Here is a 24,141-nt window from a genome sequence, read left to right as displayed (position 1 = left end):
GTTGCGTTCCGGAAATCCGGCCCTATATAGCCTCTGATATGGACGCTTAGCTCAGTTGGTAGAGCAGCTGACTCTTAATCAGCGGGTCGTGGGTTCGAACCCCTCAGCGTCTACCATTTTCCCGAGAGAGAAACCATCCGGCGGATGGTTTCCGGCAAAACCCCGCGCACAAGCGTGGACGCCTCTATTTCTTACACCAGCAACAATCTGTTTGCCCCGGCCGCGCGCCAGCGCGACCGGCTCAGTCAGAATCCCGTCATGCGCCCGAGGGGACCCCGCGATCCTGGTCTTGCGGCAAGTCTATCGGGGTTGCCGCACAAATCGTCCGTAGCGCCTGTTTCAGGCCCTCCTCGATCGTCGGATGATAGAAAGGCCGTTCCAGCAACTGGCTGGCCGTCTGGCCCTGCTGGATCGCCCAAGTGAGCATATGCGCGAGATGTTCGCTGGCAGGCGTACACAGGTCCGCGCCGATCAGCTTGCCATCCGGCGCGGCTGCGTAAAGCGTCAGGACACCCTCATTGCGGCCCTCCACACGCGCCCTGCCCTGATCGCCGAAGTCGGCTGTACCGGTGATCACACCGTCCTCCTCCGACTGTCCGATCCGCGCGACCGGCGGGCTGGTGAAGGTGATGCTGAAATGCGGAAATCGGTCCGCTTGCATCGATGCCGGGAAGGCCACGGCATTGCGTCCGGCAATCGCGCCGTCCTGCGAGGCTTCGTGCAGCAGCGGCAGGTCGTTGGCGACATCGCCGGCGAGAAAGATCGAACTGTCACCACATTGCATCGTGTTGCGGTCGTGGACGGGCACACCGTCATCGTCGAGCGCGATTCCGGCAGCGGAAAGGTCAAGGCTTTCCAGATTCGGTGGTCTTCCGGTGGCGACCAGAACATGATCAAATTCCGCCTGGCCCGAAGACGCGCCGCTCCAGGAAAGCCGCGCGCCTTCGTCTATCGTGCTGGCCTCCAGTTCCACGCCGAGCTTCAGCGTCAGATCGGCCGCGATTATTTCCTTCAAGGCGGCATGCACCTTGTCGCAGCGGATTCCGCCGAGACGGTCATTCTGGTCAAACAGCGTCACGCGCACGCCCAGACGGGCCATGGCCTGCGCAAGCTCAAGGCCGATGGGCCCCGAACCGATCACGGCGAGCCGCGCGGGAAGATCCTCCAGATCGAATATATTCTCGTTGGTCAGCAGACACTTTCCCAATGCCGAGAATTGATCGGGAACGAAAGGCCGCGAACCGGTGGCAATGATGATCCGACGCGCCTCGATCTGTCGTCCGTCATCCAGCTCAAGACTGTTTGCCGCGATGAATTTCGCCCTGGCCCGCATACGGATGCGATCAGGGATGTCGGCGATGCTCTCGCGGGTCAGTCTGGCAAAGCGGTCGCGTTCGTCGCGCACGCGCTGCATGACCGCCTTGCCGTCAATCTCGATTTCGGGAACCCGGATGCCGAAATGGTCGGCGGACCGGGCCGCATGGGCCGCATGCGAAGCCGCGATCAGCAGCTTTGAAGGCATGCAGCCGACAGTGGCGCACGTGGTGCCATTGAAATAGGGATCGATCAGCAGTGTGCTCGCCCCGTTCGCACGCGCCGCCCGCTCTGCCGCCAGTCCGGCCGTGCCGGCACCGATGATCGCGACATCGCAGCGTAACATCCTCGCCATATCAGGCGCCGATCGTGATTGATTTGACGTTCACGAACTCCTTCAGGCCGACTTCGCCATGCTCGCGGCCATAACCACTATCCTTCACTCCACCGAAAGGCATGTCCGGCGATGCGATTGTATAGGTGTTGATATTGACCATACCGGTGTCGAAATGTTTCGACGCCATCTTGACCGCACGTTCGACGTCCTTGCTGAAAATACCGCCGCCGAGCCCGTAGCGGCTATCGTTGGCGATACGCATAGCGTCTTCGTCGTCCTTTGCTTTGATGATCGATGCGACCGGACCAAAAATCTCGTCATCATAGGCAGGCTGCCCGGGTGCCACATCTATCAGCGCGGTGGCGGGGTAGAACCATCCTTTATCATCGGGGATCACCCCACCGGCGACGATCTTCGCGCCTTTGGACACGCTCTCTTCGACCTGCTCGTGGACCTGGTCACGCTGGCTGCGCGACACCATGGGGCCAAGCTGGGTTTCCTCCTTGTTCGGATCGCCCATTTTCACATCCTTGAAAGCAGCAGCATAGCCCTCGACAAAGGCGTCGTAACTTTTCTCGGTGACGATGAAGCGTTTCGCATTCACACAGGTCTGGCCGTTGTTAAAAATACGACCCTGGACGCAGGCCTTGATGGCCAGATCGAGGTCAGCATCATCGAAAACCATATAGGCATCGTTCGAACCGAGCTCGAGCACCGTCTTCTTGGAGACCGCAGCCGCCCGTTGCGCGACCGAACGGCCGGCCTTGTCGCTGCCCGTGAGAGTCACGCCGCGAACCAGTTCGTGCTCGATGATGGCATCGGACTGGTCATGGGTGATCAGCAGAACGCCGAACAGGCCCTTGGGCAATCCTGCCGCTTCGTAGATGTTGCGCAGCATCAGGCCGCTGCCGGTGCAATTGGCGGAATGTTTGAGCAAAACGCCATTGCCGACCATCAGCGCCGAGATCGAATAGCGGATTGCCTGATAACAGGGGAAGTTCCACGGCTGAATGCCATAGATGACGCCCAGCGGCGAATAGGTCACGATGCCGCGGCCCTCCGGCACATCACGATCTTCATCGGCGAGCATCTCCGGACCGTGCTTGGCTGTATAATCGCAAATCCCGGCGCATAGCTCGATTTCCTCGCGGGCGTCACTGAGCAGCTTACCCATTTCATCGGTCATCAACTGGGCGAATTCCTCCTTCGATTCACGCAGCTTGTCCGCGATGGCCGCGATCACTCCGGCACGTTCCTCGAGGCTCTTGAGCCGCCAGTCGAGAAAGGCGTCATGACTTTGCTGTACGACCCGCATGGCCTCGTCGTCCGACATGATTGGATAGTCTCGAGCGGCTCTTCGGTCAGTGGATTGACGGTTTCTATGGTCTTGTCGGTCATGGGGGATCCTTTATCATTGTGAATTGGTCGGCAGCGCCGGATCTTGGGAGGAAGCGTTCAGCCGTATGTCTTGCGATGGTCGTCCAGCGTGCAGGCCGCATGTTCCAGAGCCTTGTCAATTGCCTCCGGGAAGCTTTTTTCGTCGCAATATATTATGCCGCTATGGGCGGCGCAGACGGCCGCCGTATCGGCCCAGTCGCGGGCCATGTCCCGGGCCCAGCGGATATAGTCATCCGCTGCCCCGGCCCGCTTCTCCAGCCCGTCTGCCAGCTTGGGATGGAATCGCAGTTTCGGGCCCGGCACGACCTTCTGGACGAGCGAGGGCAGATCGATGACCATCAGCGTGTCGTCCGCATGAACAATACCGCTTTCCCTGTGTCGTACGATCACCGATCCAACGTGGACACTGTCGTCATCGGAAATGAAGTCAACGCCGGAAGGGATTGAAAAGTCGAGGATATCGGAAAATTGCCGCTGGGTTGCTTCATCTTCGATGAAATGAGCGTCCCAATCGAGCTCCGGCGCCTGCTCGTGATGCCGCCGGGTACCAATCAGCCGCGCATGGGGCAGCATGTCCTGCATGGCCTGGCAATGGATGGTGTGGAACGGATGGACATTCAGCACCGCCTCGATCAGGGCGCCGCCTTCGGTCAGCGCCATCAGTTCCTCGCGGTCGGATACCTCCGGTGCATAGGAATCGAGCAATATGAACGTACCCCCGGGCTTGCGCACCAGCGACATATGGGTGCCGATATTTATGACATGGGCGATCTTGAAATCACCGCGTATGTTCCAGAAATTGTCAGCAAGATGTTTGATTGCAATGCTCCTTGGGAATTTCACCGGGGGTTTCCTGAACAACACCCGAAAATGATATCAGTTCCGGTCGTCATCGGATGAGCCGGCGCCGAACAGGTAGGTCACGGGCAGCCATGACTTCACCATTAGACAATGAAATCAAACAGCTCTTTCCCGATTAACGCGGTCATGCCGCCAGTGCGGCTTATCGGAAGGATATGGTTGAAACGGCCGCTAGCGCAGCTGGCTATCCTTGCTGCCTCGCCGGTTGAAGCCGGCGGCCTTGCGGCCCGCATCGCGCGCCGACTGACAGACCACACAGGTTCTGGTACCGGGCAAGGCGCGGCGCCTGGCGTCGGGAATTTCCTCGCCGCATTCGGCGCAATATCTGGCAGCTTCGCCCGTAGCATATCGGCCCGTGCGCGCTTGACCGCGTCGGCAATCGTATCGTCTATCTGATCCTGCACCGCGCCATCGCGCGCCCAACCGCCTGCCATAAAAACTCCGAATAAATTAGTTGTGGAAATAGTCTATCGGGGAATCAACGGCTGGACCGGAAAAGGTTGCCCACGTCGCCCTGTCGGGCGTGGGCTTCAGCGGAGCACTGCTTGCCACAGGCTTTGGCCGGACGAATATCGGTACGGAAACACGGGCGCGTTTGACGAATAAGCCGGGGACACCGGATCACGCGACGCAGAAATAGAAACAGGCGGGCCTCTTTTCGAGGTCCCGCCTGTTATTTCTAGAACAAAGCGCGAGAAAAATGGGGGGCGAAACTCTGCCCCCCGGTTTGTTTACTTGTTGACAGCGTCTTTCAAACCCTTGCCGGCTTTGAATTTTGCTTGGGTCGATGCTGGAATCTGCATCGGTTCGCCGGTGCGCGGGTTGCGGCCGGTGGAAGCTTTGCGCTTGGAGGTCGAGAATGTGCCGAAGCCAACGAGACGAACTTCGCCGCCGCTGGACAATGCACTGCTGATGGAATCAAATACGGCGTCTACCGCTTTGCCGGCATCGCTTTTGCTGAGGCCGCTGTGATCCGCTACGTTACTGATAAGGTCCTGTTTATTCATTATGGGAATCCCCCTTCTCTAATGGCAATTCGTTTTGAATCGCGCCGTTGTCTGTCGGCAGTAATGCGAAATTATCCGGAACTGTCAAAGAAAAACCGCTGTTTTCTGCGCCAAAGGACAATTTTTTACGCCAAATGACGCGAAATGAGACGAACGGTTGAGATGCGGTAGCCGTTTCAATTATTTTGCTACCGTATTTCACCTTTGTTTCCAAAGCGCGACTCGATGATGACCGGCGATCAGTGGCGCGCGGCCGACCCGGCCTCGTCGGTGACGGGCGCTGTGGCGTGACTCGCAAGCTCGTCGGCATCGCTCCATTCGATCGGTTCCACCGTCTCGGCCAGCGCCTCGGCCAGCACTTCGTCGACATGGCTCATCGGAATGATCTTCAGCTTCGAAGTAATATTGTCCGGAATTTCGACGAGATCCTTCTCGTTTTCCGCCGGGATCAATACCGTGGTGATACCGCCGCGCAGCGCCGCCAGGAGCTTCTCCTTCAAACCACCGATCGGCAGCACGCGACCGCGCAGGGTGACCTCGCCGGTCATCGCGACATCGCGGCGCACCGGAATTCCGGTCAGCGTCGAAACGATCGCAGTGACAATGCCGACACCGGCCGACGGGCCGTCCTTGGGCACTGCGCCTTCGGGCAGATGGATATGGATATCCTTGCGACTGAAGACACTCGGCTTGATACCGTAGGACGGTGCACGCGCTTTCACGAAGGACAGCGCGGTCTGGATCGACTCGTTCATCACATCGCCGAGCGTGCCGGTGGTCTTGATCTGGCCCTTGCCCGATACGGTGACCGATTCAATCGTCAGCAGCTCGCCGCCGACTTCGGTCCAGGCAAGGCCGGTTACCGCGCCGACCTGGTTTTCCTCCTCGCCGATACCGTGGCGATATTTTCTGACGCCGGCATATTCGGAAAGATTGTCGGGCGTGATTTCGACGCTCTTGTAATCGCCTTCGAGAATCCGGCGCAACGCCTTGCGCGCCAGCTTGGCAATTTCGCGCTCGAGAGTCCGGACGCCGGCTTCCCGCGTATAATAGCGGATCAGGTCGCGCAACGCGTCCTCGCGCAGGGCAAATTCACCCTCCTTCAGACCATGCGCCTCGATCTGCTTTTCAACCAGATGGCGTTTCGCAATCTCGACCTTCTCGTCTTCCGTATAGCCTTCGAGGCGGATGATCTCCATCCGGTCGAGCAGAGGCTGCGGCAGGTTGAGCGAATTGGCGGTGGTCACGAACATGACATCCGACAGGTCGATATCGATTTCGAGATAATGGTCCTGGAACTTGTCATTCTGTTCCGGGTCGAGCACTTCGAGCAATGCCGACGCGGGATCGCCGCGAAAATCCTGACCCAGCTTGTCGATCTCGTCGAGCAGGAACAGCGGATTGGACGTGCCAGCTTTCTTCAGATTGGATACGATCTTGCCCGGCAGCGAACCGATATAGGTCCGGCGATGGCCGCGGATTTCCGCTTCGTCGCGCACGCCGCCCAGCGACTGGCGGACAAATTCGCGACCCGTGGCCCGCGCAATCGAACGGCCAAGCGAGGTCTTGCCGACGCCCGGAGGGCCGACCAGACAAAGGATCGGGCCTTTCAGCTTGTTGGTACGGGACTGGACCGCGAGATATTCGAGGATGCGTTCCTTGACCTTTTCCAGTGCGAAATGGTCATCGTCGAGGACCTTTTCCGCCTGCTTCAGATCTTTCTTGAGCCGGGACTTCTTGCCCCATGGCAGTCCGAGCAGCACATCGAGATAGTTGCGCGTCACCGTCGCTTCGGCCGACATCGGCTGCATGCCCTTGAGCTTTTTCAGTTCGGTGGTCGCCTTGGCTTTCGCTTCCTTGGAGAGCTTCAGATCCTTGATCTTCTTGCCCAGCTCGGCCAGTTCGTCGCCTTCGCCGTCTTCGCCGTCGCCCAGTTCCTTCTGGATCGCCTTCATCTGCTCGTTGAGATAATATTCGCGCTGGGTCTTCTCCATCTGGCGCTTGACCCGGCCACGGATTTTCTTCTCGACCTGCAACACGCCGAGTTCACCTTCCATGAAGGCAAAGACCATTTCGAGACGCTTGACGGGATCGCTCTCCATCAACAGGCTCTGCTTGTCCGAGACCTTGACGTTGATATTGGCGGCCACTGCATCGGCCAGACGCGCGGCATCGTCGATTTCGCCCAGCTGCACGACGGTTTCCGCCGGCATTTTCTTGTTGAGCTTGGAATAATTTTCAAACTGGTCGACCACGGACCGCATCAGGGCCGAAGCTTCGCGCCTTCCGCCGCCTGCTCTTCGAGCAGGTCAATCTCGGCCAGCACATAGCCGTCCGCTTTTTCCTCCAGGGAAATATGTCTGGCGCGCTGCTTGCCTTCGACCAGCACCCGTACGGTGCCGTCGGGCAGTTTCAGCAATTGCAATACGGTCGCAACCACGCCGAGATCATAGAGCTGGTCGCGAACGGGATCGTCTTCCGCCGGGTCGAGCTGTGCGACGAGGAAGATTTCCTTGTCCGCATCCATCGCCTTTTCCAGCGCGACCACCGATTTGTCGCGACCGACAAACAGCGGCACGATCATATTCGGGAAGACCACGATGTCGCGCAACGGCAACAGGGGCAGCGATTTCGATTCAGGGGCAGGATTGGCTTCGGTCACGGACATTTTTACTCCAACTTGGTGCGCTGCAACAGCGCCTATGACCACTATATGGTGCCTGTTGGAGACACTTCAAGCGGGATGCGTCCGATCGGCAGGACGGCCTAAAAGGGCAGTTTGAAGCCCGGGGGTAACTGCATACCGCTGGTCATCTTGCCCATTTCCTCGCTGCTGACCGTATCGGCGCGGTTGCGGGCATCGTTGAACGCGGCGGCGACGAGATCTTCCAGCATCTGCTTTTCATCGGCCTTCATCAGGCTTTCGTCGATCGTCACGGCGAGAACCCGGCCCTTTGCGGTTGCCTTGACCTTGACCAGTCCGCCACCAGCCTGGCCTTCCACTTCGAGGCTATCCAGTTTCTTCTGGGCTTCCTCCATCTGGGTCTGGACCTGCTGCGCGGCTTCCTGCGCCGCTTTCATCATTTCTTCCATCGATTTCATAGCTATGCGCTCCTTGATTCTTGTGGGCGAGGATCTTCGTCCTCCAGCAATATGGCGTCGGGGAAGGCTTCAAAAGCGGCCTTCACCATCGGGGCGTCGAGGATCGCCTGGCGTTCGGCATCCCTGATCTGCTGCTCCTGTTCAACCAGACTGGGCTGCGCCTCACCCTGCCCTTCGACGATGGTCCACTCCCGGCCGGTTTGCTCCTTCAGCGCGTCGGCAATTTTCCGGATATCGGCATCGGCAATAGGACGCGCCGGCTGATAGACGATATTCGGCGGGTCGAGCGAGATCAGCCGCATGTCGGCGATCAATATGCTTTCCAGAACGGCAGAAACCCGGCCGACCGCGTTGATGACATCGGCAAATTCGGTCGGCAGCGCGCTGGCCTGGGGCGTCGGCGACGGGACCGGCGCAGCGGCGGCCTGCGCGACCGGTTCGGCAACCGGCGGTGCCGACTGTTGCTCTGGCGGTGAAGCCGGAGCCGCCGGAGCGCCTGTTCAAGCATTTTCGCGAGCTTTCCCGGATCGGGCATGTCGGCGGCGCAAAGCACGCGGAGCAAAGCCATTTCGCAGGCTTCGCGCGGCAGATGCGCCTGCTGGACTTCCTGATAGCCCTTGAGCAGCAACTGCCAGAGCCGGTGCAGGACCGGATAGGAAAGCTGTTCCGACCAGTCGGAAAATTGTTGCCTTGCCTCTTCCGACAAGGTCGGATCACTGGCTCGGCCGACCTTGAAGAGGGTCACCTGATGCGACAGCGACAGCAGCCCGTTCATCAGCGACAAGGGCTCGACACCGATTTTATACTGTTCGGCAATTGCATCGAGCAAGGCTGCGGAATCGCCTTCAAGCAATCTGGCAAACAGCCGCCGAACGGCGCCCCGATCTGACAACCCCAGCATATCGCGAATCTGGACAGCCTTGACCTCGCCATCGCCGTCCATATCGGCATGGGCAATTGCCTGATCGAGGATCGACAGGCCGTCGCGAACCGAACCCTCGGCCGCCTGGGCGATCAGATCGAGCGCTTCCTGCTCTGCAGTCACGCCTTCCTTGCCGACTATCATGCCGAAATGCGCAGAAAGTTGATCCGGGCTGATCCGCTTCAGGTCGAAGCGCTGGCAGCGGGAGAGAACCGTGATCGGAACCTTGTTGACCTCGGTGGTCGCAAAAATGAACTTCACATGCGGCGGCGGTTCTTCCAGCGTCTTCAACAGCGCATTGAAGGCGTTTTTCGACAGCATGTGCACTTCGTCGATGATGTAGATCTTGTAGCGCGCGGAGACCGAGGAATAGCGCACCGCCTCGATAATCTCGCGAACATCGTCAACGCCGGTATGGCTTGCGGCATCCATCTCGATGACGTCGATAAAGCTGCCCTCGGCAATGCTGCGGCACGGTTCGCATTTGCCGCATGGATCGATCGTCGGGCCACCCTGCCCGTCTTCGCCGATGCAGTTCAGCGCTTTGGCAATCAGCCGCGCGGTCGATGTCTTGCCGACGCCGCGCACACCGGTCATCAGGAAAGCATGGGCCAACCGGTCGCGCTTGATCGCGTTGCCCAGCGTCTGCACCATCGCATCCTGGCCGATCAGTTCGGAAAATTTCGAAGGCCGATATTTGCGCGCCAGCACCCGATAGGGCTGCGCCGCGCCGGGGGCTGGCTGCTCCGGCGCATCGACACCGCCAGCCGCAAATATATCTTGTGAATCGGACATGAAGGAACAGTTTAGGCGAGAGGCCCCGGCTTGTCGAAGGCTATTCGCGGTGAATTTCGACTCTGCCCGAAAACAGGCGGAAAACCGGCTGAGCCTTTGGTTTCAGGGCTGTTTGAAGGTTGGAACTGCCGCCCAGACATGGCGCCGTTGCAAAGTAGGAGCCGGGCGACCCGCAGAAAAATCGTTGCGGCTGCTTCCTTCCGGACCTGACCGGGTTGGCGACGACTGCGTCCACCCGACTCCCGCTGCGCATATGGTGGGACTCGGGTAAAATTGCAAGCCGTTAGATGATCTGCATATTATGGCTTTCACCGGGCATCTGTACGGTCAGGCCATCAAGCTCGGGGGTCAGGGTGATCTGGCAGGCCAAGCGGCTGGTCCGGCGCGCACCCGCGGCCAGATCGAGCATATCCTCTTCCATTTCCGACGCCGGGGGCAATCTGTCAAAATCGGCTGCCCTGACGATGACATGGCAGGTCGAGCAGGCCATTTGCCCTTCGCAAGTTCCCTCGAGCGGCTGGTCATGGATTTGCGCAACGGTAAGCAGATTGTCGCCGTCAGCGGCTTCGACCGAAAGCGTCGTTTCTTCGTCGGAGCTGACGAAATGGACCGTGATCTTGCTCATGATAGCTGATTCTCCGCTGCTTGATTGATCAGACCGGCGGCCCGCTCGATATCTTCCATGCTGTTATAGCGCCCGAATCCCAGACGAATCGATGATTTAATCTGTCCCGGTGCCAGTCCCAGCGCCGCCAGCACATGGCTGGGTCGCCCCGATCCACTGGCACAGGCCGAGCCGGCGGAAAAGGCCACGCCGCGCACATCGGACATCAGCCGGGCGACATCCAGGCCCTCGCGACGGATATTGAGATTGCCGGCATAGCGCCGGTCGAGCGAACCGTTCACGGTCCAGTCGCCGAACAGGCTGCGCGCTCTTTCGGCAAGGCCGACTATATGCTCCCTATCCTGTTCCCGGCGCTCGGCGCATAATTTCGCCGCAGCGCCCAGCCCGGCGCAGAGAGCGGGAGACAGCGTGCCCGACCGCACACCCTGCTCCTGCCCACCACCGTGGATCAGCGCGGGTATATCGATACCTTCGCGCACCCAGAGCGCGCCAATGCCTTTCGGGCCATAAATCTTGTGTCCCGACAGCGCGATCATATCGGCCTGCTGCGGTATATCGATCCGGCCAAAGCCCTGCACCGCATCGCAGAGCATCAGCGCCCCGGCCCGGTGTGCCATTGCTGCAATCTGCTCGACCGGCTGGATCACGCCAATCTCGTTGTTGACCAGCATCGCGCCCACCAGCGCCGTCTGCGGCCCCAAACATGCTTCCAATTCTTCCAAGCGTAACAGCCCCTGGGTATCGACAGGCAGCAGATTCGTCTCGAAGCCCTGCGTGCCATACCAGAGCGCGGTGTCGCGTACGGCGGCATGCTCGGTGTCGACAACCGCGATTTTGGCGCGCCCGTCCTGCATCCGGACCGCTCCCATCGCCAGATTGATCGCCTCGGTCGCGCTGCCGGTGAATATCACCCGCCCGCCGGAGGGACATAAGGCGGCAATCTGATCGCGGGCAAGCTCGACCGCCGCTGCTGCCTTGCGACCCATGATATGGGGACTGTGCGGGTTGCCGAAATTGTCTTTCAGCCAGGGCAGCATCGCGTCGAAAACCTCGGGTGCGAGCGGCGTGGTCGCCTGATTGTCGAGATAGATGGGGTTCATCGGCCGGGTTTAGCTCCGCCGGGATTCTGCAAAGATCGACTTCCACTTGTCGATGAAGGCGTAGATATGCGCCCGGCTGGTGTCCCGACCGATACTGACCCGGATCACCTCGCGCGCCATCTGCGGGTCGGTGCCCATGGCTTCGAGCACATGGCTGGTTTTGAGCGTGCCCGACGAACAGGCGCTGCCGGCGGAGACCGAGAATCCTGCCATGTCGAACTTGATCAGCTGCGTATTGGCGGCCACGCCGGGCATGTGGTAGCTGGCGATGGTGGCGATACGCGGTGCCTTGTCGGCGATCACCGCGCCACCTTCCTTCTTGATTGCATCGTCGAGGTGCTGGCGCAATTCCGAGGCGCGCCCGGCCCAGTTGGCCGGCGCTTCCAGAGCCGCGGTCATGCCCAGAATATAAGGCAAATTCTGTGTTCCCGAGCGATAGCCCTGCTCTTGTCCGCCATCAGCCTCAAGCAGTCGGAGGTCCTTCACCAGCAGGCGCCGACGCCCGGCGGTCCGCCGAATTTATGACCTGCGACGATGATCATATCGGCCTCCGGCAGCGGCATTTTCCCGATCGATTGCGAACAGTCGGCGAGAAGATAGCACCCGCGGTCGCGCACCACCTTCGCCAGCGCACCGAGATCCTGGATCACGCCGGTTTCATTGTTGACCGACTGGATCGCCACCAGCGCCGGTTCTTCGGCTGCCTTGAGCTGATGGTTGAGATTCATCGGAACGACCAGCCCGTTGCTGTCAACCGGAATCGGCTTCGCATTGCGCGCGAATCGCAGCACCACATCATGCTCGACCGGTGAAATATATTGAGCAGCAGGCTTGGACTTGGTCAGCGCGATCTGCACCGCTTCGCTGGCGCCGCTGGTAAAGATGACATCGCCATCCCAAGCCAAAGCGGTCTTGAAACGCTTGCGCGCGTTCTCCAGCATCGCCTGCGCCGCGCGCCCGTCGGCATGGGGCGACGACGGATTGGCCCAATGATCGAAACCCTCCATGCAGGCTTTTCTGGCCACATCGAGCATCGGCGCGGTGGCGGCATGGTCGAGATAGATGCGTTTTGTCTCGGTCACGATATGGGCAAAAACTCTCTGGCTTGCGGGATTGAGTTGCGGATTTGTTCACTCTCCCTATATAGACGCTGCATCCAGCGCAAAAGCTATTCTGACTTGTCGCGCTCTGGAAACGACAATCTAGATCGAAGAATTGAAAATCCATGCCTGACGTAATTTTTACCGGACCCGAAGGCCGCCTTGAAGGCCGCTTCAGCCCAGGACCCCGTGACCGTGCACCGGTTGCGATGATTTTGCATCCCCACCCGCAAGCGGGCGGAACGATGAACGACCGGATCACCCAGGCGATGTACAAGACATTCGTCAAGCGCGGCTTTGCAACGCTGCGGTTCAATTTCCGTGGCGTCGGCCGGTCTCAGGGTACGTTCGACAACGGCATCGGCGAATTGTCCGACGCGGCAGCGGCGCTGGACTGGGTCCAGAGCTTCCACCCCGAAGCGCAGACCACCTGGATTGCCGGCTACAGCTTCGGCGCCTGGATCGGCATGCAGCTCCTGATGCGCCGTCCGGAAATCCGCGGTTTCATTTCCGTGTCTCCGCCAGCGAACATGTATGATTTCAACTTCCTGGCACCCTGCCCGTCATCGGGCATCATTGTCCAGGGCGTGAACGACGAAGTCGTGACGCCGAGCGCGGTCCAGAAGCTGGTCGACAAGCTGCGGACGCAGAAACATATCACCATCCATCATGACGAGATTCCCCGCGCCAACCATTTTATGAAAATGAAATGGACCTGCTGATGGGATCGATCGACAATTATCTCGACATGCGGCTCGCACCGGATTCGCCGATCAAATAAATCGCAGGTCTAGTCGCCGGAATCCGGCGATACAGGCTGATTGCTCTCCGGTGCTGGAATCATCCAGATTCCGACATTGGCGAACATGACGGCGGCTGCCACCAGCATCAGCAGGCCCTGTTTCCGGTTGCTACCCTTGCGCAATATATAGATTCCGCCAGCCAGAAGTGCGGCCCCGGCCAGCATGAGTATCGATAGGATCAGGTCGGACATGCCGGACCGATTACCGCTGCCGCGGCGGACTGACAATGGATTCTTTCACCAATTTCCCGCAGCGATGGCCGCCTCATGCGACCGCTCCCGGTACGGGATTGCCAAAAGCGCCGGGATCATATAGAACAGACAAGGAACAAACGACAGGAAAAGCGGAACCGGCAGCGTGATCCCCGAACCTCCTCTGCTGATCATCGGCCCGATGGCGAACGATCCGGATCTGGCATATTTGCCATGGTGCGAGACGGCAGCGGAAAATATTATCGTCAATCGCGCCAAGTTCAAAGATCTGGAGATGGTCGAGGTCATTTTCGACGCCATGACCTTCCTCGTCTCTCGCCTGACAGCAGCGGAAATGTCCCATTGTCTCGCGACCGGGAAATACCGGCCTCCGCGTCGCAACCTGCACGCCTCCGGACTATCGGCCATCGGTATCGCGCCGGGTGACAATCTGGCCAGCGCAAGTCATCTGCCGACGGTCAACAAACGCTTGCTGCTGCTGGGCAAGTGGATTGGCGAAAGCGTGACCGCAAGCGCGGTGGCCTGGCAGCCATCCGGCAGGATCAGCGATTTCACGGATTTTGTAACAGCGTGGACCAGTATCTGGCTGGCGGGCCCTCACCTGCCAATTTCCGGACGGCGGTCGCATAGGGACGACAGGGTGATTGGGGTCAGCGGCTAGCGCGCACCGTCGCCGTTGTCGCAATCTGCAGGGCAACGGCCCGGTAATACGGGCCATGTTTTAGGGCGAGAGAAAGCCCCTCACCCCCTGCGAAGGCTTGGGCCGCATCGATCCAACGAGCAAAAATATCCCGTCAGATACGACGCGGCCGGAAAAGGCCTGATTATTAGGCTGCCGTCGGTGCGGCTTCGCGGACATTCTGGTCGACATGTTCGGCAAATTGCTCGAAATTGTTGATGAACAATCTGACCAGCTTTTGCGCGGTTTCGTCATAGGCGCTGGGGTCCGACCAGGTCGAACGCGGATCGAGGATCGCGCTGTCGACGCCGGATACGGCGACCGGCACTTCGAAGCCGAAATTCTCGTCGATGCGGAATTCGCCGTCGTTCAGGCTGCCGTCGAGAGCGGCGTTGAGCAAGGCGCGGGTTGCCTTGATCGGCATCCGGCTGCCTTCGCCATATTTGCCACCGGTCCAGCCGGTGTTGACCAGCCAGCAACGCACGCCGCCCTTGGCAATGCGTTCCTTCAGCAGATTGCCGTAAACCGACGGATGGCGCGGCATGAACGGCGCACCGAAGCAGGTCGAGAAGGTCGCTTCCGGCTCGGTCACACCGATTTCCGTGCCGGCGACCTTGGCGGTATAGCCGGACAGGAAATGATACATGGCCTGCTCGGGTGTCAGACGGGAGATAGGAGGCAATACACCGAACGCATCCGCGGTCAGCATGATGATATTCTTGGGCACCGGACCCATATTTTCTTCCGAAGCATTCGGAATGAATTCGATCGGATAGGCACCGCGGGTGTTTTCTGCCTTGCTGTTGTCATCGAGATCAAGTTCCCGGGTCTCCGGATCCATCACGACATTTTCGAGCACGGTACCAAAACGGCGGGTGGTCGCGTAAATTTCAGGCTCCGCTTCTTCGGAGAGACGGATCATCTTGGCGTAGCAGCCGCCTTCGAAATTGAAGACCGCGGTATCGGACCAGCCATGCTCGTCATCACCGATCAGCACACGGCTGGCATCAGCCGAAAGCGTTGTCTTGCCGGTGCCCGAGAGGCCGAAGAAATCGCGGTATCGCCTTCCGGACCGATATTGGCAGAGCAATGCATCGGCATGACCGAATCGAGTGGCAGCAGATAGTTGAGCAGGCCGAAAACCGACTTTTTCATTTCGCCGGCATAAGCGGTGCCACCGATCAGGATCAGCTTCTCGGTGAGATTGACCGCAATGACCGTCTCGCTGCGCGTGCCGTGGCGGGCTGGGTCAGCCTTGAAGCTCGGCAGATCGATGATCGTATATTCCGGAACGAAAGCCGCCAGTTCGTCAGCTTTCGGCCGCACCAGCATCGTGCGGATGAACAGATTGTGCCACGCCAGTTCGTTGATGATCCGGACATTGACCCGGTGCTCCGGCTGCGAACCGCCGAAAAGATCCTGCACGAACAAAGTGTCTTTCTCGGCCAGGGCAGCGAGGAAATCTTCTTTCAACGCGGCAAAATGGTCCGGCGTCATGCCGACGTTGGTCTTGCCCCACCAGACGCTATCCTCGGTCTCGCCATCGCGGACGATGAACTTGTCATTGGCAGAACGTCCGGTGTGCTTGCCGGTTTCGACGACCAGCGGTCCGTCCTTGGCCAGATGGCCTTCTCCGCGGGAAACGGCGGCTTCTACCAGAGCGGGTGCTCCGAGATTCCAGTGCTGTTCGCCTGAATTGGTGAAACCTTGATCATTTAACGTTACAGACGAAACTTTTGGCACTGATTATCCCCTATGGCTTGAAACGGGTTGAGGTGACGCCGACCCGGCGAATTTGAAATGGCGCTTACTGGACCCTGCCGAGTCGGTCAAATTTCTTCCCGCGACCTGACAAAAATAGAGATATTCCGGCCAGATCACGACTGATGTGTCAATATCGCTACCGACAAGCTATCTTGTAACATATTATCCCATCTACTAGGTCACTTCCAGCGCAAGTGGCAAAGGAACGCGAAATAATGGCAGCCAATATTGCTCTTGTCGACGACGACCGCAATATATTGACGTCCGTGTCGATCGCCTTGCAGGCGGAAGGTTTTATCACCCGTGTATATTCCGACAGCGAGGCGGCACTGCACGCCATTCTGGAAAATCCGCCGGATCTCGCGGTATTCGATATAAAAATGCCGAAAATGGACGGTCTGGAACTGCTCAGGCGGGTTCGGGAAAAGTCCAATGTGCCGGTCATTTTCCTCACCTCGAAGGATGAGGAGCTGGATGAGGCATTGGGCCTGGCCATGGGAGCGGATGACTATATCAAGAAGCCGTTCTCCCAGAGGTTGCTGATCGCTCGCGTCCGGTCGATATTGCGGCGGACGGAATTTCTGAAATCGGTTGACGAGGGCCAGGATGACGAAGCCGCCGAGCCGCTCGTGCGCGGAAATCTCGAAATGGACCCGGCGCGCCATCTGGTCCGCTGGAAGGACCAAAATGTGACCCTGACGGTCACGGAATTCATGATACTCGAGACGCTGGCCCACCGGCCCGGTGTGGTCAAAAGCCGCAACCAGCTGATGGACGCCGCCTATCAGGACGATGTCTATGTCGACGACCGGACGATCGACAGCCACATCAAGCGATTGCGCCGGAAGTTTCGCGAAGTCGATGCCGAATTTGATGCAATAGATACTCTATATGGAGCCGGTTATCGCTACACCGAATAAAGACGGACAAGAGTGTGATCGCGCGCTGTCGCTGCGCTGGTCTGCCAGGCTGTCGCTCACGACCCGTATTCTGGCGGTCAATGTTCTGGCGATCGCCCTGCTCGCTGGCGGGCTGTTCTATCTCAACAATTATCGCGACCGGCTGACCGAGGAGCGACTGGTGCAGGCCAGAATGCAGCTGACGATTGTCGCCGATGCCCTGTCGGCCGTTGACGCGGAATATAAGAATGCGCTCATCCGCCAATTCTCCAGCCATTTGCGCGCCCGCTTGCGGCTCTACGGGCCGGATGGCGCGAAGGTCATCGACAGCTTCGCGCTGGCAAAGCCCAGCTATGAATTTGTCGATCCGGAAAAGGAGCCGTTCCGCAAGGATCTGGCCCGCCTGCTGGACCGCACGATCGAAAGCCTGGTGTTCAGCGCGCCAATCCCGAAATTCACGGAGCCGGACGAGGACCTCGCCGCGCCTGGCTCGAACTTGTTGCGTCAAAGGGGGAGACGGAAGCCGTCAGCTCCGTCCGCCTGGCGCCCGACCGCACGCCGGTTATCGCAGCGGGAAAATCCCTGCCCGACGGTACCGGCACCATCCTGCTGACGGCCAATGCCCGCGACATAACCCGGATCGTCAGAGCCGAGCGGTCGAGCGTGTTGCTGGTGATACTGGTGGCCGCCACCGTTTCGATATTGCTTTCGCTCTTTCTCGCCCGGACGATTGTGCAACCGATCAGAAAGCTCGCCCATGCAGCCCTGCGCGTGCGGATGGGACGATCCGATGAAATCGCCATTCCGCGCATGCCGGACCGGCGCGATGAAATCGGCCAGTTGAGCCGCGCTCTGTCGGACATGAGCAGCGCGCTGCGGTATCGCATCAACGCGACGGAGGCCTTCGCCGCCGATGTCAGCCACGAGATCAAGAACCCCCTCGCCTCGTTGCGATCAGCGCTGGAAGGGCTGGAACGGGTCGAGGATCCGGCCCTGCAAAAGCAGCTTCTCGACGTGGCCAATGATGATGTCCAGCGAATCGACCGGCTGATCAACGATATTTCCGACGCTTCGCGGGTCGATGCCGAACTGGCGCGAGCCAAGTTCGAACCGATCGATATCGGCAAGATGCTCGAACAGTTGCTCGCCGCTCGGGAACAGCGGGCGTCCAATCTCGGCGTGCACATCGCCTTTGCCCGTCCCGCCAAGGATGTCGCCAGGGTGATGGGCGACGGCGGCCGCCTCGAACGCGTGTTCAGCAACCTGCTCGACAATGCGGTGTCTTTCTCGCCCGATGGCGGGCTGGTGGAAATTTTGGCAACGCCCGATGGCGAGGAGATTGTCATCCATGTCGCCGACCAAGGTCCCGGCGTGGATCCCGAACAGCGCGAACAGGTTTTCCAGCGCTTCCATTCCGACCGGCCCGACAGCGAAGCCTTTGGCAAACATAGCGGACTCGGACTGGCAATCGCCAAGACGATCATCGAGGGTCATCAGGGCACGATCCGGATTCTCGACCGGCCCGGCGGCCAATCCGGTGCCTGTTTCGAAATTCGCCTGCCGAAGTCTGCGGCATGAGCGATAGCGACGACAGCGGAGAGGCGACGATCCTGCACGCGACCGCCGTGGCGATAGCCGGTGTAGGCCTGCTGATTCGCGGAAACTCCGGTTCGGGCAAATCCGATCTGGCTTTGCGTCTGATCGACCGGGGCGCCGTCCTGGTCAGCGACGACCAGGTTGCCATAAGGCGCGCCGACCAGGCATTGTTGCTCAGTCCGCCAGCCAGTCTGGCTGGCAAGCTGGAAGTGCGTTCGCTTGGCATATTGCAATGTGAGCATGTTTCCGGGGTCGAACTGAAACTGGTGATCGACCTGAAAGACCAAGTCGACCGCTATCCGATGGACCGGCAGCTCATGATTTTACTGGGCATGGAAATCCCATCCTGTACATTGGATGCTATGGAGACGAGCGCAGCGATAAAGGCCGAACTGGCCATGCAACGCATAATGCAGGGCGCAATAATATCATGAGCGAAAAACTTGCCAAACCGGTTCTGCTGGTCACCGGTCTCTCCGGCGCAGGCAAAACGACCGCCTTGAAGACGCTGGAAGATATCGGCTGGGAAACGATCGACAATTTTCCGTTCCGTCTGGTCGAGCGCCTGCTGAAAACCCCGCCATCCAGTTCCCGCGGCGACAGCGATCCGCCACTGGCGATCGGATTCGACAGCCGGACCAGGGGATTTGAACCGGACAAACTGGTGAAGAGCGTCAAGCGTCTGCAGAAAAACAGGATTACCAGATCAGCACATTATATCTCGACTGTGCGGGTGGCGAGCTGGAGCGGCGCTATAGCGAAACAAGACGCCGTCACCCGCTGGCGCTGGACCGTCCGGCGAAACAGGGGATAGCGCTCGAGCGGACCATGCTCGCGCCGTTCCGCCGCTGGGCGGATCATGTGATCGACACCACCGACCTGACCGCCAACGATCTGCAACGGGAAATCCGGCAGCAGTTCACGCTCGACAAGGATGCAGTCACCACCATCACCCTCACCAGCTTCGGCTTTTCCCGCGGCATCCCCAACAATATCGATCTGTTGTTCGACGTCCGTTTTCTGGCCAATCCCTTCTGGGATCCGGAACTCAAGCTGAAAACAGGGCTGGACGCGGATGTCGGCGAATATATTGCGCAGGACCCGGCCTATCCCGAGGCAATCGACAAGATACTCGACCTGCTCAAATTCCTGCTGCCGCGTTATCAGGAAGCCGGCAAGGCCTATGTCAACATCGGCATCGGCTGTACCGGCGGGCGGCACAGATCGGTACATGTTGCCGAGCGTCTGAGCAAAGACTTGCGTGCCGGCGGCTTTTCGCCCAATGTCCTGCATCGCAATTTGGCATCAAGGCCAATAGAAGCGCTCGAATCAATGCAGAAATCAAACGGAAACAGGGGAATTTAATCAGGTGATTGGATTGGTCCTCGTCACACACGGGCATCTCGCAACCGAGTTTGTCATTGCCATGGAACATGTGGTCGGCGCGCAAAAGGCGATTGCCGCTATCGGCATCGGTGCGCGTGACGATATGGAAGAACGCCGCAAGGAAATTGCCGATTGCATAGCCAAGGTGGATTCCGGCGAGGGAGTCATCATCCTGACCGACCTGTTCGGCGGGACACCTTCCAACCTGGCCATTTCGCTGATGGAAAAAGGCAAGGTCGAGGTCATCGCGGGGGTCAACCTGCCGATGCTCATCCGCCTCGACGGCGCGCGCAAGTGCATGGATATCGGCTCGGCCATTGCCGCTGCCAAGGAAGCGGGCAGAAAATATATCAGCGTCGCCTCGGAGATTCTGGGGAGCGATGCGTGAGCGAGTTCCGGAAAACCGTTGAGATCACAAACAGCCGCGGATTGCACGCAAGAGCCAGCGCCAAGTTCGTAACCTATGTCAGCAAATTGCCCGAGGGCATTGACGTGAAGGTGGCGAAGGACGGAACGGAAGTGACCGGCACGTCCATCATGGGCCTGATGATGCTGGGCGCGGCCAAGGGCGACAGCGTCGAAATCATCGTGTCCGGTGATCAGGCGGAAAGCGCGCTGGAAAAACTGACCGGGCTGATTTTCGACGGCTTTGGTGAAGACTGACACCATGCGTCACCAGATTAGCGGTTTTTCCAATCCGACGATCAAGAGGCTGAGAAGCCTGCGCGAGAAAAAGCATCGCAAGCGCGAGGGATTGTTCCTCGCCGAAGGTCTCCGGATCCTGACAGAGGCGCTGGAAAGCGGAAGAACACCGAAAATATTGGTGGTCGTCGAGGACACGGAACTGCATCCACTGGCGCAAAAGATCGAAGCGGCGACAGTGGCCGCGGGCGGCGATGTCATCGAGACCAGCGAGACGATCATCGCCAAGCTTTCCGGCAAGTCCAACCCGCAATCGATTATCGGCATCTATCCCGATCATCCGGTCCCGCTGTCCGAACTGGATCGATCCACTTCCAATATCTGGCTGGTCGCCCAGGCACTGCGCGACCCCGGCAATCTTGGCACGATATTGCGCACCGGCGATGCGGTGGGCGCCGGCGGTCTGATCCTGATCGATGATTGCGTCGATCCCTTTTCGGTCGAGGCGGTGCGCGCGAGCATGGGTGCTGTCTTTACCCAGCAGATTGTGCAGGCCCGCTGGCCGGATTTTCTGGCCTGGCTGCGCGAAGGCCCCGGCGAACTGGTCGGCACCAGTCTCAACACCGACAAGGATTACCAGTCGGTGGAATATCGCTCGCCCACCTTCCTGCTGATCGGCAACGAGGCGCAGGGCCTGCCGGAAGACTATGAAGCCGCCTGCGATACTTTGGTCAAAATGCCGATGATGGGCAAGGCCGACAGTCTCAACGCCGCCGTCGCTGCCTCGGTCATGGCCTATGAGGTGCTGAACCAGACCCGCCAAAGATAATTTGGCGTCCCGCCATCTCTATGTTAGCTTGCTGGCGGAGGGGAAAAATATGAAAAAACACTGATTTTGCCATCGCTGGCAATGCTGGCGCTTGCGGCCTGCGACGCACCGGCCGAAGAAGCTCCGGTGGTCGAGGAAAAACTGGGCGACTATAGCGCCATCGGCACCGAACCGGGCTGGACTGTCGACATCAAGGACGAGACTATCGCGTTCACGTCCCAGAACGGCAAGGATTTCACGCTGCCGATCGACCGGACCAAGAAAACCGACAGCGGCTGGGAGCTGAGAGGCTTTTCCGACACCGACAATATCAATCTCTACATCACCAGCGGCGTGGAATGTAATGACGGCATGAGCGATCGCACCTATGCCGATACGGTCAAGGTCGAGGCGAGCGACAGCGGTGTGCTCAACGGCTGCGGCGGAAGCTTCACCGAAAGCCTCCCCGGTCCGGCCTAAAAGCTATTCTGCAGCCCGGTCGCTGATTTCCCGATCGTCCTCGATCAGTTTTTCGGCGACCGAGTCACTATAGCGGGGCAGCGCCTCGATTTCCGGCACCGGCTCGAGATCCTTCTTGCCGGTCTCGATTTGCAGCTCTGCAAATTTGCGTCCGGTCGCCATGACGTTGCGCTCGAAGCTGCCAACAAATTTGTTATAATTGCCGACCGCGCTGCCAAGGCCCGAGCCCATGCGTTTCAGATGCTCTCCGGCAACCGCAAGCCGGTCATACATTTCCTTGCCCAACTGGCCGATCTGCTTGGCCTCGGCGGCCATTTTTTCCTGACGCCAGACACCGGCCACGGTCCGCGCGATGGCAACCAGATTGGTCGGCGTCGCCAGCAGGACCTTCTTGTCGAAGGCATGGTCCCATAATGTGGGTTCATGTTCGAGGGCGGCGGCCAGAAAATGCTCGCCAGGCACGAACATGATCACATAGTCCGGCGCGTCCTCGAACTGGTCCCAATAGGCTTTCTTCGACAGTCCATCGATATGCGCTTTCATGCTGTTACAGTGACGCGCCATGGCAAAGCTGCGCGCAGCCTCATCATCCGCTTCGAACGCGTCCTGATAGTCGTTGAGCGACACCTTGGCATCAATCACCAGCTTGCGCCCGCCGGGCACATTGATCACCGCATCGGGGCGCAGGCGCCCCTCGTCGGTGTCGATGCTCTGCTCGGTAACGAAGTCTGTATGCTCCGACAATCCGCAGGTCTCGAGCACATTCTTGAGCTGCTGCTCGCCCCAGCGGCCGCGCGATTTCGGCGCGTTGCGGAGACTGTTGACGAGGCGGGCGGCTTCCTGCTGCACCCTGTCCTGCCCCAGCCGGACCTGCTCGATGGTTGCCGTAATGCCGGCATAGGATTCGGTCCGCTCTTTCTCGATCTTGGTGATCGAGGCTTCGTAGGTCGCCAGACGCTCGTGCACCGGCTGCAGCAATTTGGCGATCTTTTCGCCACCCTTTTCACTGGCCTGGTCAAAGCGCTGGTCGGCCCGTTCCAGAAACTGCCGCTGGGCAGTCTCCAGCATTTTCGAACCGATTTCGGAAAATTGCGCCGACAGTGCCTCTTTCGCCTCGATGAGCTGCTGCATCTGCTTTTCATGATTGCGCGCATCGGCTTGCAAGGCAGCCAGTTCGGTTCTCGCCGCATCGCGCTCGTCGCGGACGCCGTCGAGCGTGATCCGCAAGGCATCGGTGGCCTGCGCCGCGTCCTTGGCCGACTGTATCGCCTCCTTCGTTGCCTGCGCGGCATCCTTGGCCGGCTTGCTGCCAATAAACCAGCCCAGCGCCAGACCGCCCAGAAGAGCGAGGACGATGGCGAAAATGACGATGACAGGATCCAAATTGACTCCCTTTCCGATAAGAACGAAAAGGGAACTTAGGATCGTTTTGAAGAATAGGCAATACTCGTCAATCCGGGAAAGACAATTCAGAGCGGTGCAATTAATAAATGCCGTTCGTCCTGAGCCTGTCGAAGGACCGTTCAAGCCGAGAGGTGCACTTCGACAGGCTCAGTGCGAACGGGCTCTTACAGGCTATGGAATAAACCGGCCATCAGGCCGCGATGCCATGTTCCTTGCGCAGCTTGGCGAGCTTCTTCAGCACCATCTGCCGTTTCAACCGCGAGAGATGGTCGATGAACAATATGCCCTCGAGATGGTCCATCTCGTGTTGCAGACAGGTCGCGAGCATGCCCTCGATCTGCTCTTCATATTGCTTGCCCTCGACATCCTGCCAGCGCGCGGTGATGGTCGCAGGCCGTTCGACATCGGCATATTGGTCGGGCACCGAAAGGCAGCCCTCCTGATAGACATTGAGATCCTCTGACGGATCGAGAATTTCCGGATTGATGAACACGCGCGGATCGTTGATCACGCCATGGTCATGGTCGCAATGCTCGCCATGGTCATGCTCGTGCGGCGCCGGTTCCTGCAGATCAATCACCAGCACCCGCTTGGGCACGCCGACCTGGATCGCGGCCAGACCGATGCCCGGTGCGTCATACATGGTGTCGAACATGTCCTTGACCAGCGTTTTGAGTTCGTCGTCAAACACGGTCACAGGTTCAGACACAGTTTTCAGGCGCGGATCAGGCACCTCGAGGATCGGTAATATAGCCATGGTGCAAATTTAGGGATTCTGCGCGGATTCGTCAAGCAGCGTGCGCGATCTTCAGCGGACCGCCAAAGTATAAGCCCCCCTGTCAGTCGTACGTCCCCGGGGCATCCCCCTGATGTGACCGGGGGCAAGATCGACGGCAACGGTACGTCA

The 24,141-nt window shown here is 59.3% G+C and carries 20 protein-coding genes, 1 tRNA gene, 1 other RNA gene and 7 pseudogenes; 11 read left to right on the top strand and 18 right to left on the bottom strand.

Annotated elements, in window-relative coordinates:
• Positions 1 to 40 precede the first annotated feature (40 nt).
• Positions 41 to 116, top strand: a tRNA-Lys gene (locus C8024_RS17230).
• A 140-nt stretch (positions 117 to 256) separates the two neighbouring features.
• Here C8024_RS17230 and C8024_RS17225 read toward each other — a convergent pair.
• The 14 genes and pseudogenes from C8024_RS17225 to C8024_RS23750 form a co-directional block, all read right to left on the bottom strand.
• Positions 257 to 1,669, bottom strand: coding sequence for a dihydrolipoyl dehydrogenase (locus tag C8024_RS17225; RefSeq protein ID WP_173207398.1), 1,413 nt, complete (start codon positions 1,667 to 1,669; stop codon positions 257 to 259).
• Between the two features lies 1 nt (position 1,670).
• Positions 1,671 to 2,984, bottom strand: a complete 1,314-nt coding sequence (locus tag C8024_RS17220; protein WP_367947412.1) for an NAD-dependent succinate-semialdehyde dehydrogenase — start codon at positions 2,982 to 2,984, stop codon at positions 1,671 to 1,673.
• A 122-nt stretch (positions 2,985 to 3,106) separates the two neighbouring features.
• Positions 3,107 to 3,892, bottom strand: coding sequence for a hypothetical protein (locus C8024_RS17215; RefSeq protein ID WP_173207395.1), 786 nt, complete (start codon positions 3,890 to 3,892; stop codon positions 3,107 to 3,109).
• 189 nt (positions 3,893 to 4,081) lie between these two features.
• Positions 4,082 to 4,344: pseudogene (locus C8024_RS17210) on the bottom strand (DksA/TraR family C4-type zinc finger protein).
• A 297-nt stretch (positions 4,345 to 4,641) separates the two neighbouring features.
• Positions 4,642 to 4,917, bottom strand: coding sequence for an HU family DNA-binding protein (locus tag C8024_RS17205; RefSeq protein ID WP_067199217.1), 276 nt, complete (start codon positions 4,915 to 4,917; stop codon positions 4,642 to 4,644).
• Positions 4,910 to 5,131, bottom strand: a complete 222-nt coding sequence (locus C8024_RS17200; protein WP_173207392.1) for a hypothetical protein — start codon at positions 5,129 to 5,131, stop codon at positions 4,910 to 4,912. The genes C8024_RS17205 and C8024_RS17200 overlap by 8 nt, the downstream gene beginning before the upstream one ends.
• 25 nt (positions 5,132 to 5,156) lie before the next feature.
• Positions 5,157 to 7,585 (bottom strand): annotated as a pseudogene (lon, locus tag C8024_RS17195) (endopeptidase La).
• 98 nt (positions 7,586 to 7,683) lie between these two features.
• Positions 7,684 to 8,019: a YbaB/EbfC family nucleoid-associated protein gene (locus tag C8024_RS17190; RefSeq protein ID WP_173207389.1), complete on the bottom strand. Its 336-nt coding sequence runs from the start codon at positions 8,017 to 8,019 to the stop codon at positions 7,684 to 7,686.
• Positions 8,020 to 8,021: 2 nt separating this feature from the next.
• A pseudogene (locus C8024_RS17185) lies at positions 8,022 to 9,736 on the bottom strand (DNA polymerase III subunit gamma/tau).
• A 151-nt stretch (positions 9,737 to 9,887) separates the two neighbouring features.
• Positions 9,888 to 9,982, bottom strand: an RNA gene (gene ffs, locus C8024_RS17180) — signal recognition particle sRNA small type.
• A 37-nt stretch (positions 9,983 to 10,019) separates the two neighbouring features.
• Entirely contained in the window at positions 10,020 to 10,361 is a 342-nt protein-coding gene (locus C8024_RS17175; protein ID WP_100094916.1) for a 2Fe-2S iron-sulfur cluster-binding protein, read from the bottom strand.
• A complete protein-coding gene (locus C8024_RS17170; protein ID WP_173207386.1) occupies positions 10,358 to 11,461 on the bottom strand; it encodes a cysteine desulfurase family protein in 1,104 nt (367 codons plus the stop codon). Before C8024_RS17170 ends, C8024_RS17175 begins: the two co-directional genes overlap by 4 nt.
• Positions 11,462 to 11,470: 9 nt before the next feature.
• On the bottom strand, positions 11,471 to 11,947 hold the full coding sequence (locus C8024_RS23755) for an aminotransferase class V-fold PLP-dependent enzyme (RefSeq protein ID WP_367947411.1): 477 nt from the start codon (positions 11,945 to 11,947) through the stop codon (positions 11,471 to 11,473).
• Positions 11,944 to 12,543 carry an aminotransferase class V-fold PLP-dependent enzyme gene (locus C8024_RS23750; RefSeq protein ID WP_367947410.1) on the bottom strand — a complete coding sequence of 200 codons (600 nt, stop codon included), beginning with the start codon at positions 12,541 to 12,543 and terminating at the stop codon, positions 11,944 to 11,946. Before C8024_RS23750 ends, C8024_RS23755 begins: the two co-directional genes overlap by 4 nt.
• A gap of 143 nt (positions 12,544 to 12,686) precedes the next feature.
• Between C8024_RS23750 and C8024_RS17160 the strand changes: the two are divergent.
• Positions 12,687 to 13,342: pseudogene (locus C8024_RS17160) on the top strand (alpha/beta hydrolase).
• 9 nt (positions 13,343 to 13,351) lie between these two features.
• Here C8024_RS17160 and C8024_RS17155 read toward each other — a convergent pair.
• Positions 13,352 to 13,555: a hypothetical protein gene (locus tag C8024_RS17155; RefSeq protein ID WP_100095702.1), complete on the bottom strand. Its 204-nt coding sequence runs from the start codon at positions 13,553 to 13,555 to the stop codon at positions 13,352 to 13,354.
• Positions 13,556 to 13,721: 166 nt separating this feature from the next.
• Between C8024_RS17155 and C8024_RS17150 the strand changes: the two genes are divergently transcribed.
• Complete coding sequence (locus tag C8024_RS17150) at positions 13,722 to 14,237, top strand: hypothetical protein (protein ID WP_173207383.1); 516 nt, start codon at positions 13,722 to 13,724, stop codon at positions 14,235 to 14,237.
• Positions 14,238 to 14,403: 166 nt separating this feature from the next.
• On the opposite strand, the pseudogene C8024_RS17145 reads toward C8024_RS17150, so the two are convergent.
• A pseudogene (locus C8024_RS17145) lies at positions 14,404 to 15,998 on the bottom strand (phosphoenolpyruvate carboxykinase).
• 236 nt (positions 15,999 to 16,234) lie between these two features.
• Between C8024_RS17145 and C8024_RS17140 the strand changes: the two are divergent.
• The 8 genes and pseudogenes from C8024_RS17140 to C8024_RS17105 all read left to right on the top strand — a co-directional run bounded on the left by C8024_RS17140 (position 16,235) and on the right by C8024_RS17105 (position 21,830).
• Positions 16,235 to 16,939: a response regulator transcription factor gene (locus C8024_RS17140; RefSeq protein ID WP_173207381.1), complete on the top strand. Its 705-nt coding sequence runs from the start codon at positions 16,235 to 16,237 to the stop codon at positions 16,937 to 16,939.
• Positions 16,911 to 18,496 (top strand): annotated as a pseudogene (locus C8024_RS17135) (ATP-binding protein). The gene C8024_RS17140 and the pseudogene C8024_RS17135 overlap by 29 nt, the downstream one beginning before the upstream one ends.
• Positions 18,493 to 18,948 carry an HPr kinase/phosphorylase gene (locus tag C8024_RS17130; RefSeq protein WP_173207378.1) on the top strand — a complete coding sequence of 152 codons (456 nt, stop codon included), beginning with the start codon at positions 18,493 to 18,495 and terminating at the stop codon, positions 18,946 to 18,948. The pseudogene C8024_RS17135 and the gene C8024_RS17130 overlap by 4 nt, the downstream one beginning before the upstream one ends.
• Positions 18,945 to 19,879: pseudogene (gene rapZ / locus C8024_RS17125) on the top strand (RNase adapter RapZ). Before C8024_RS17130 ends, rapZ begins: the two are co-directional and overlap by 4 nt.
• 4 nt (positions 19,880 to 19,883) lie before the next feature.
• Positions 19,884 to 20,288 (top strand): PTS sugar transporter subunit IIA, encoded by a 405-nt coding sequence (locus C8024_RS17120; protein ID WP_173207376.1) that lies wholly within the window; start codon positions 19,884 to 19,886, stop codon positions 20,286 to 20,288.
• Entirely contained in the window at positions 20,285 to 20,563 is a 279-nt protein-coding gene (locus tag C8024_RS17115; RefSeq protein ID WP_100094926.1) for an HPr family phosphocarrier protein, read from the top strand. The genes C8024_RS17120 and C8024_RS17115 overlap by 4 nt, the downstream gene beginning before the upstream one ends.
• Positions 20,564 to 20,567: 4 nt before the next feature.
• Positions 20,568 to 21,371 (top strand): RNA methyltransferase, encoded by an 804-nt coding sequence (locus tag C8024_RS17110; protein WP_173207375.1) that lies wholly within the window; start codon positions 20,568 to 20,570, stop codon positions 21,369 to 21,371.
• Between the two features lie 66 nt (positions 21,372 to 21,437).
• On the top strand, positions 21,438 to 21,830 hold the full coding sequence (locus tag C8024_RS17105) for a COG3650 family protein (RefSeq protein ID WP_173207373.1): 393 nt from the start codon (positions 21,438 to 21,440) through the stop codon (positions 21,828 to 21,830).
• Positions 21,831 to 21,833: 3 nt separating this feature from the next.
• On the opposite strand, the gene rmuC is transcribed toward C8024_RS17105, so the two are convergent.
• Together rmuC and def are read right to left on the bottom strand one after the other, a co-directional pair.
• Entirely contained in the window at positions 21,834 to 23,213 is a 1,380-nt protein-coding gene (rmuC, locus tag C8024_RS17100; RefSeq protein WP_173207371.1) for a DNA recombination protein RmuC, read from the bottom strand.
• Positions 23,214 to 23,424: 211 nt separating this feature from the next.
• Complete coding sequence (gene def, locus C8024_RS17095) at positions 23,425 to 23,991, bottom strand: peptide deformylase (protein ID WP_173207369.1); 567 nt, start codon at positions 23,989 to 23,991, stop codon at positions 23,425 to 23,427.
• Positions 23,992 to 24,141: the final 150 nt, after the last annotated feature.

This window comes from Sphingopyxis sp. BSNA05 (assembly GCF_013265645.1).
In the GTDB taxonomy this organism is placed as follows: Bacteria; Pseudomonadota; Alphaproteobacteria; order Sphingomonadales; family Sphingomonadaceae; genus Parasphingorhabdus.
Note: the sequence above shows the minus strand (reverse complement) of the source record. Positions and strands in the feature narration are given on the sequence as shown.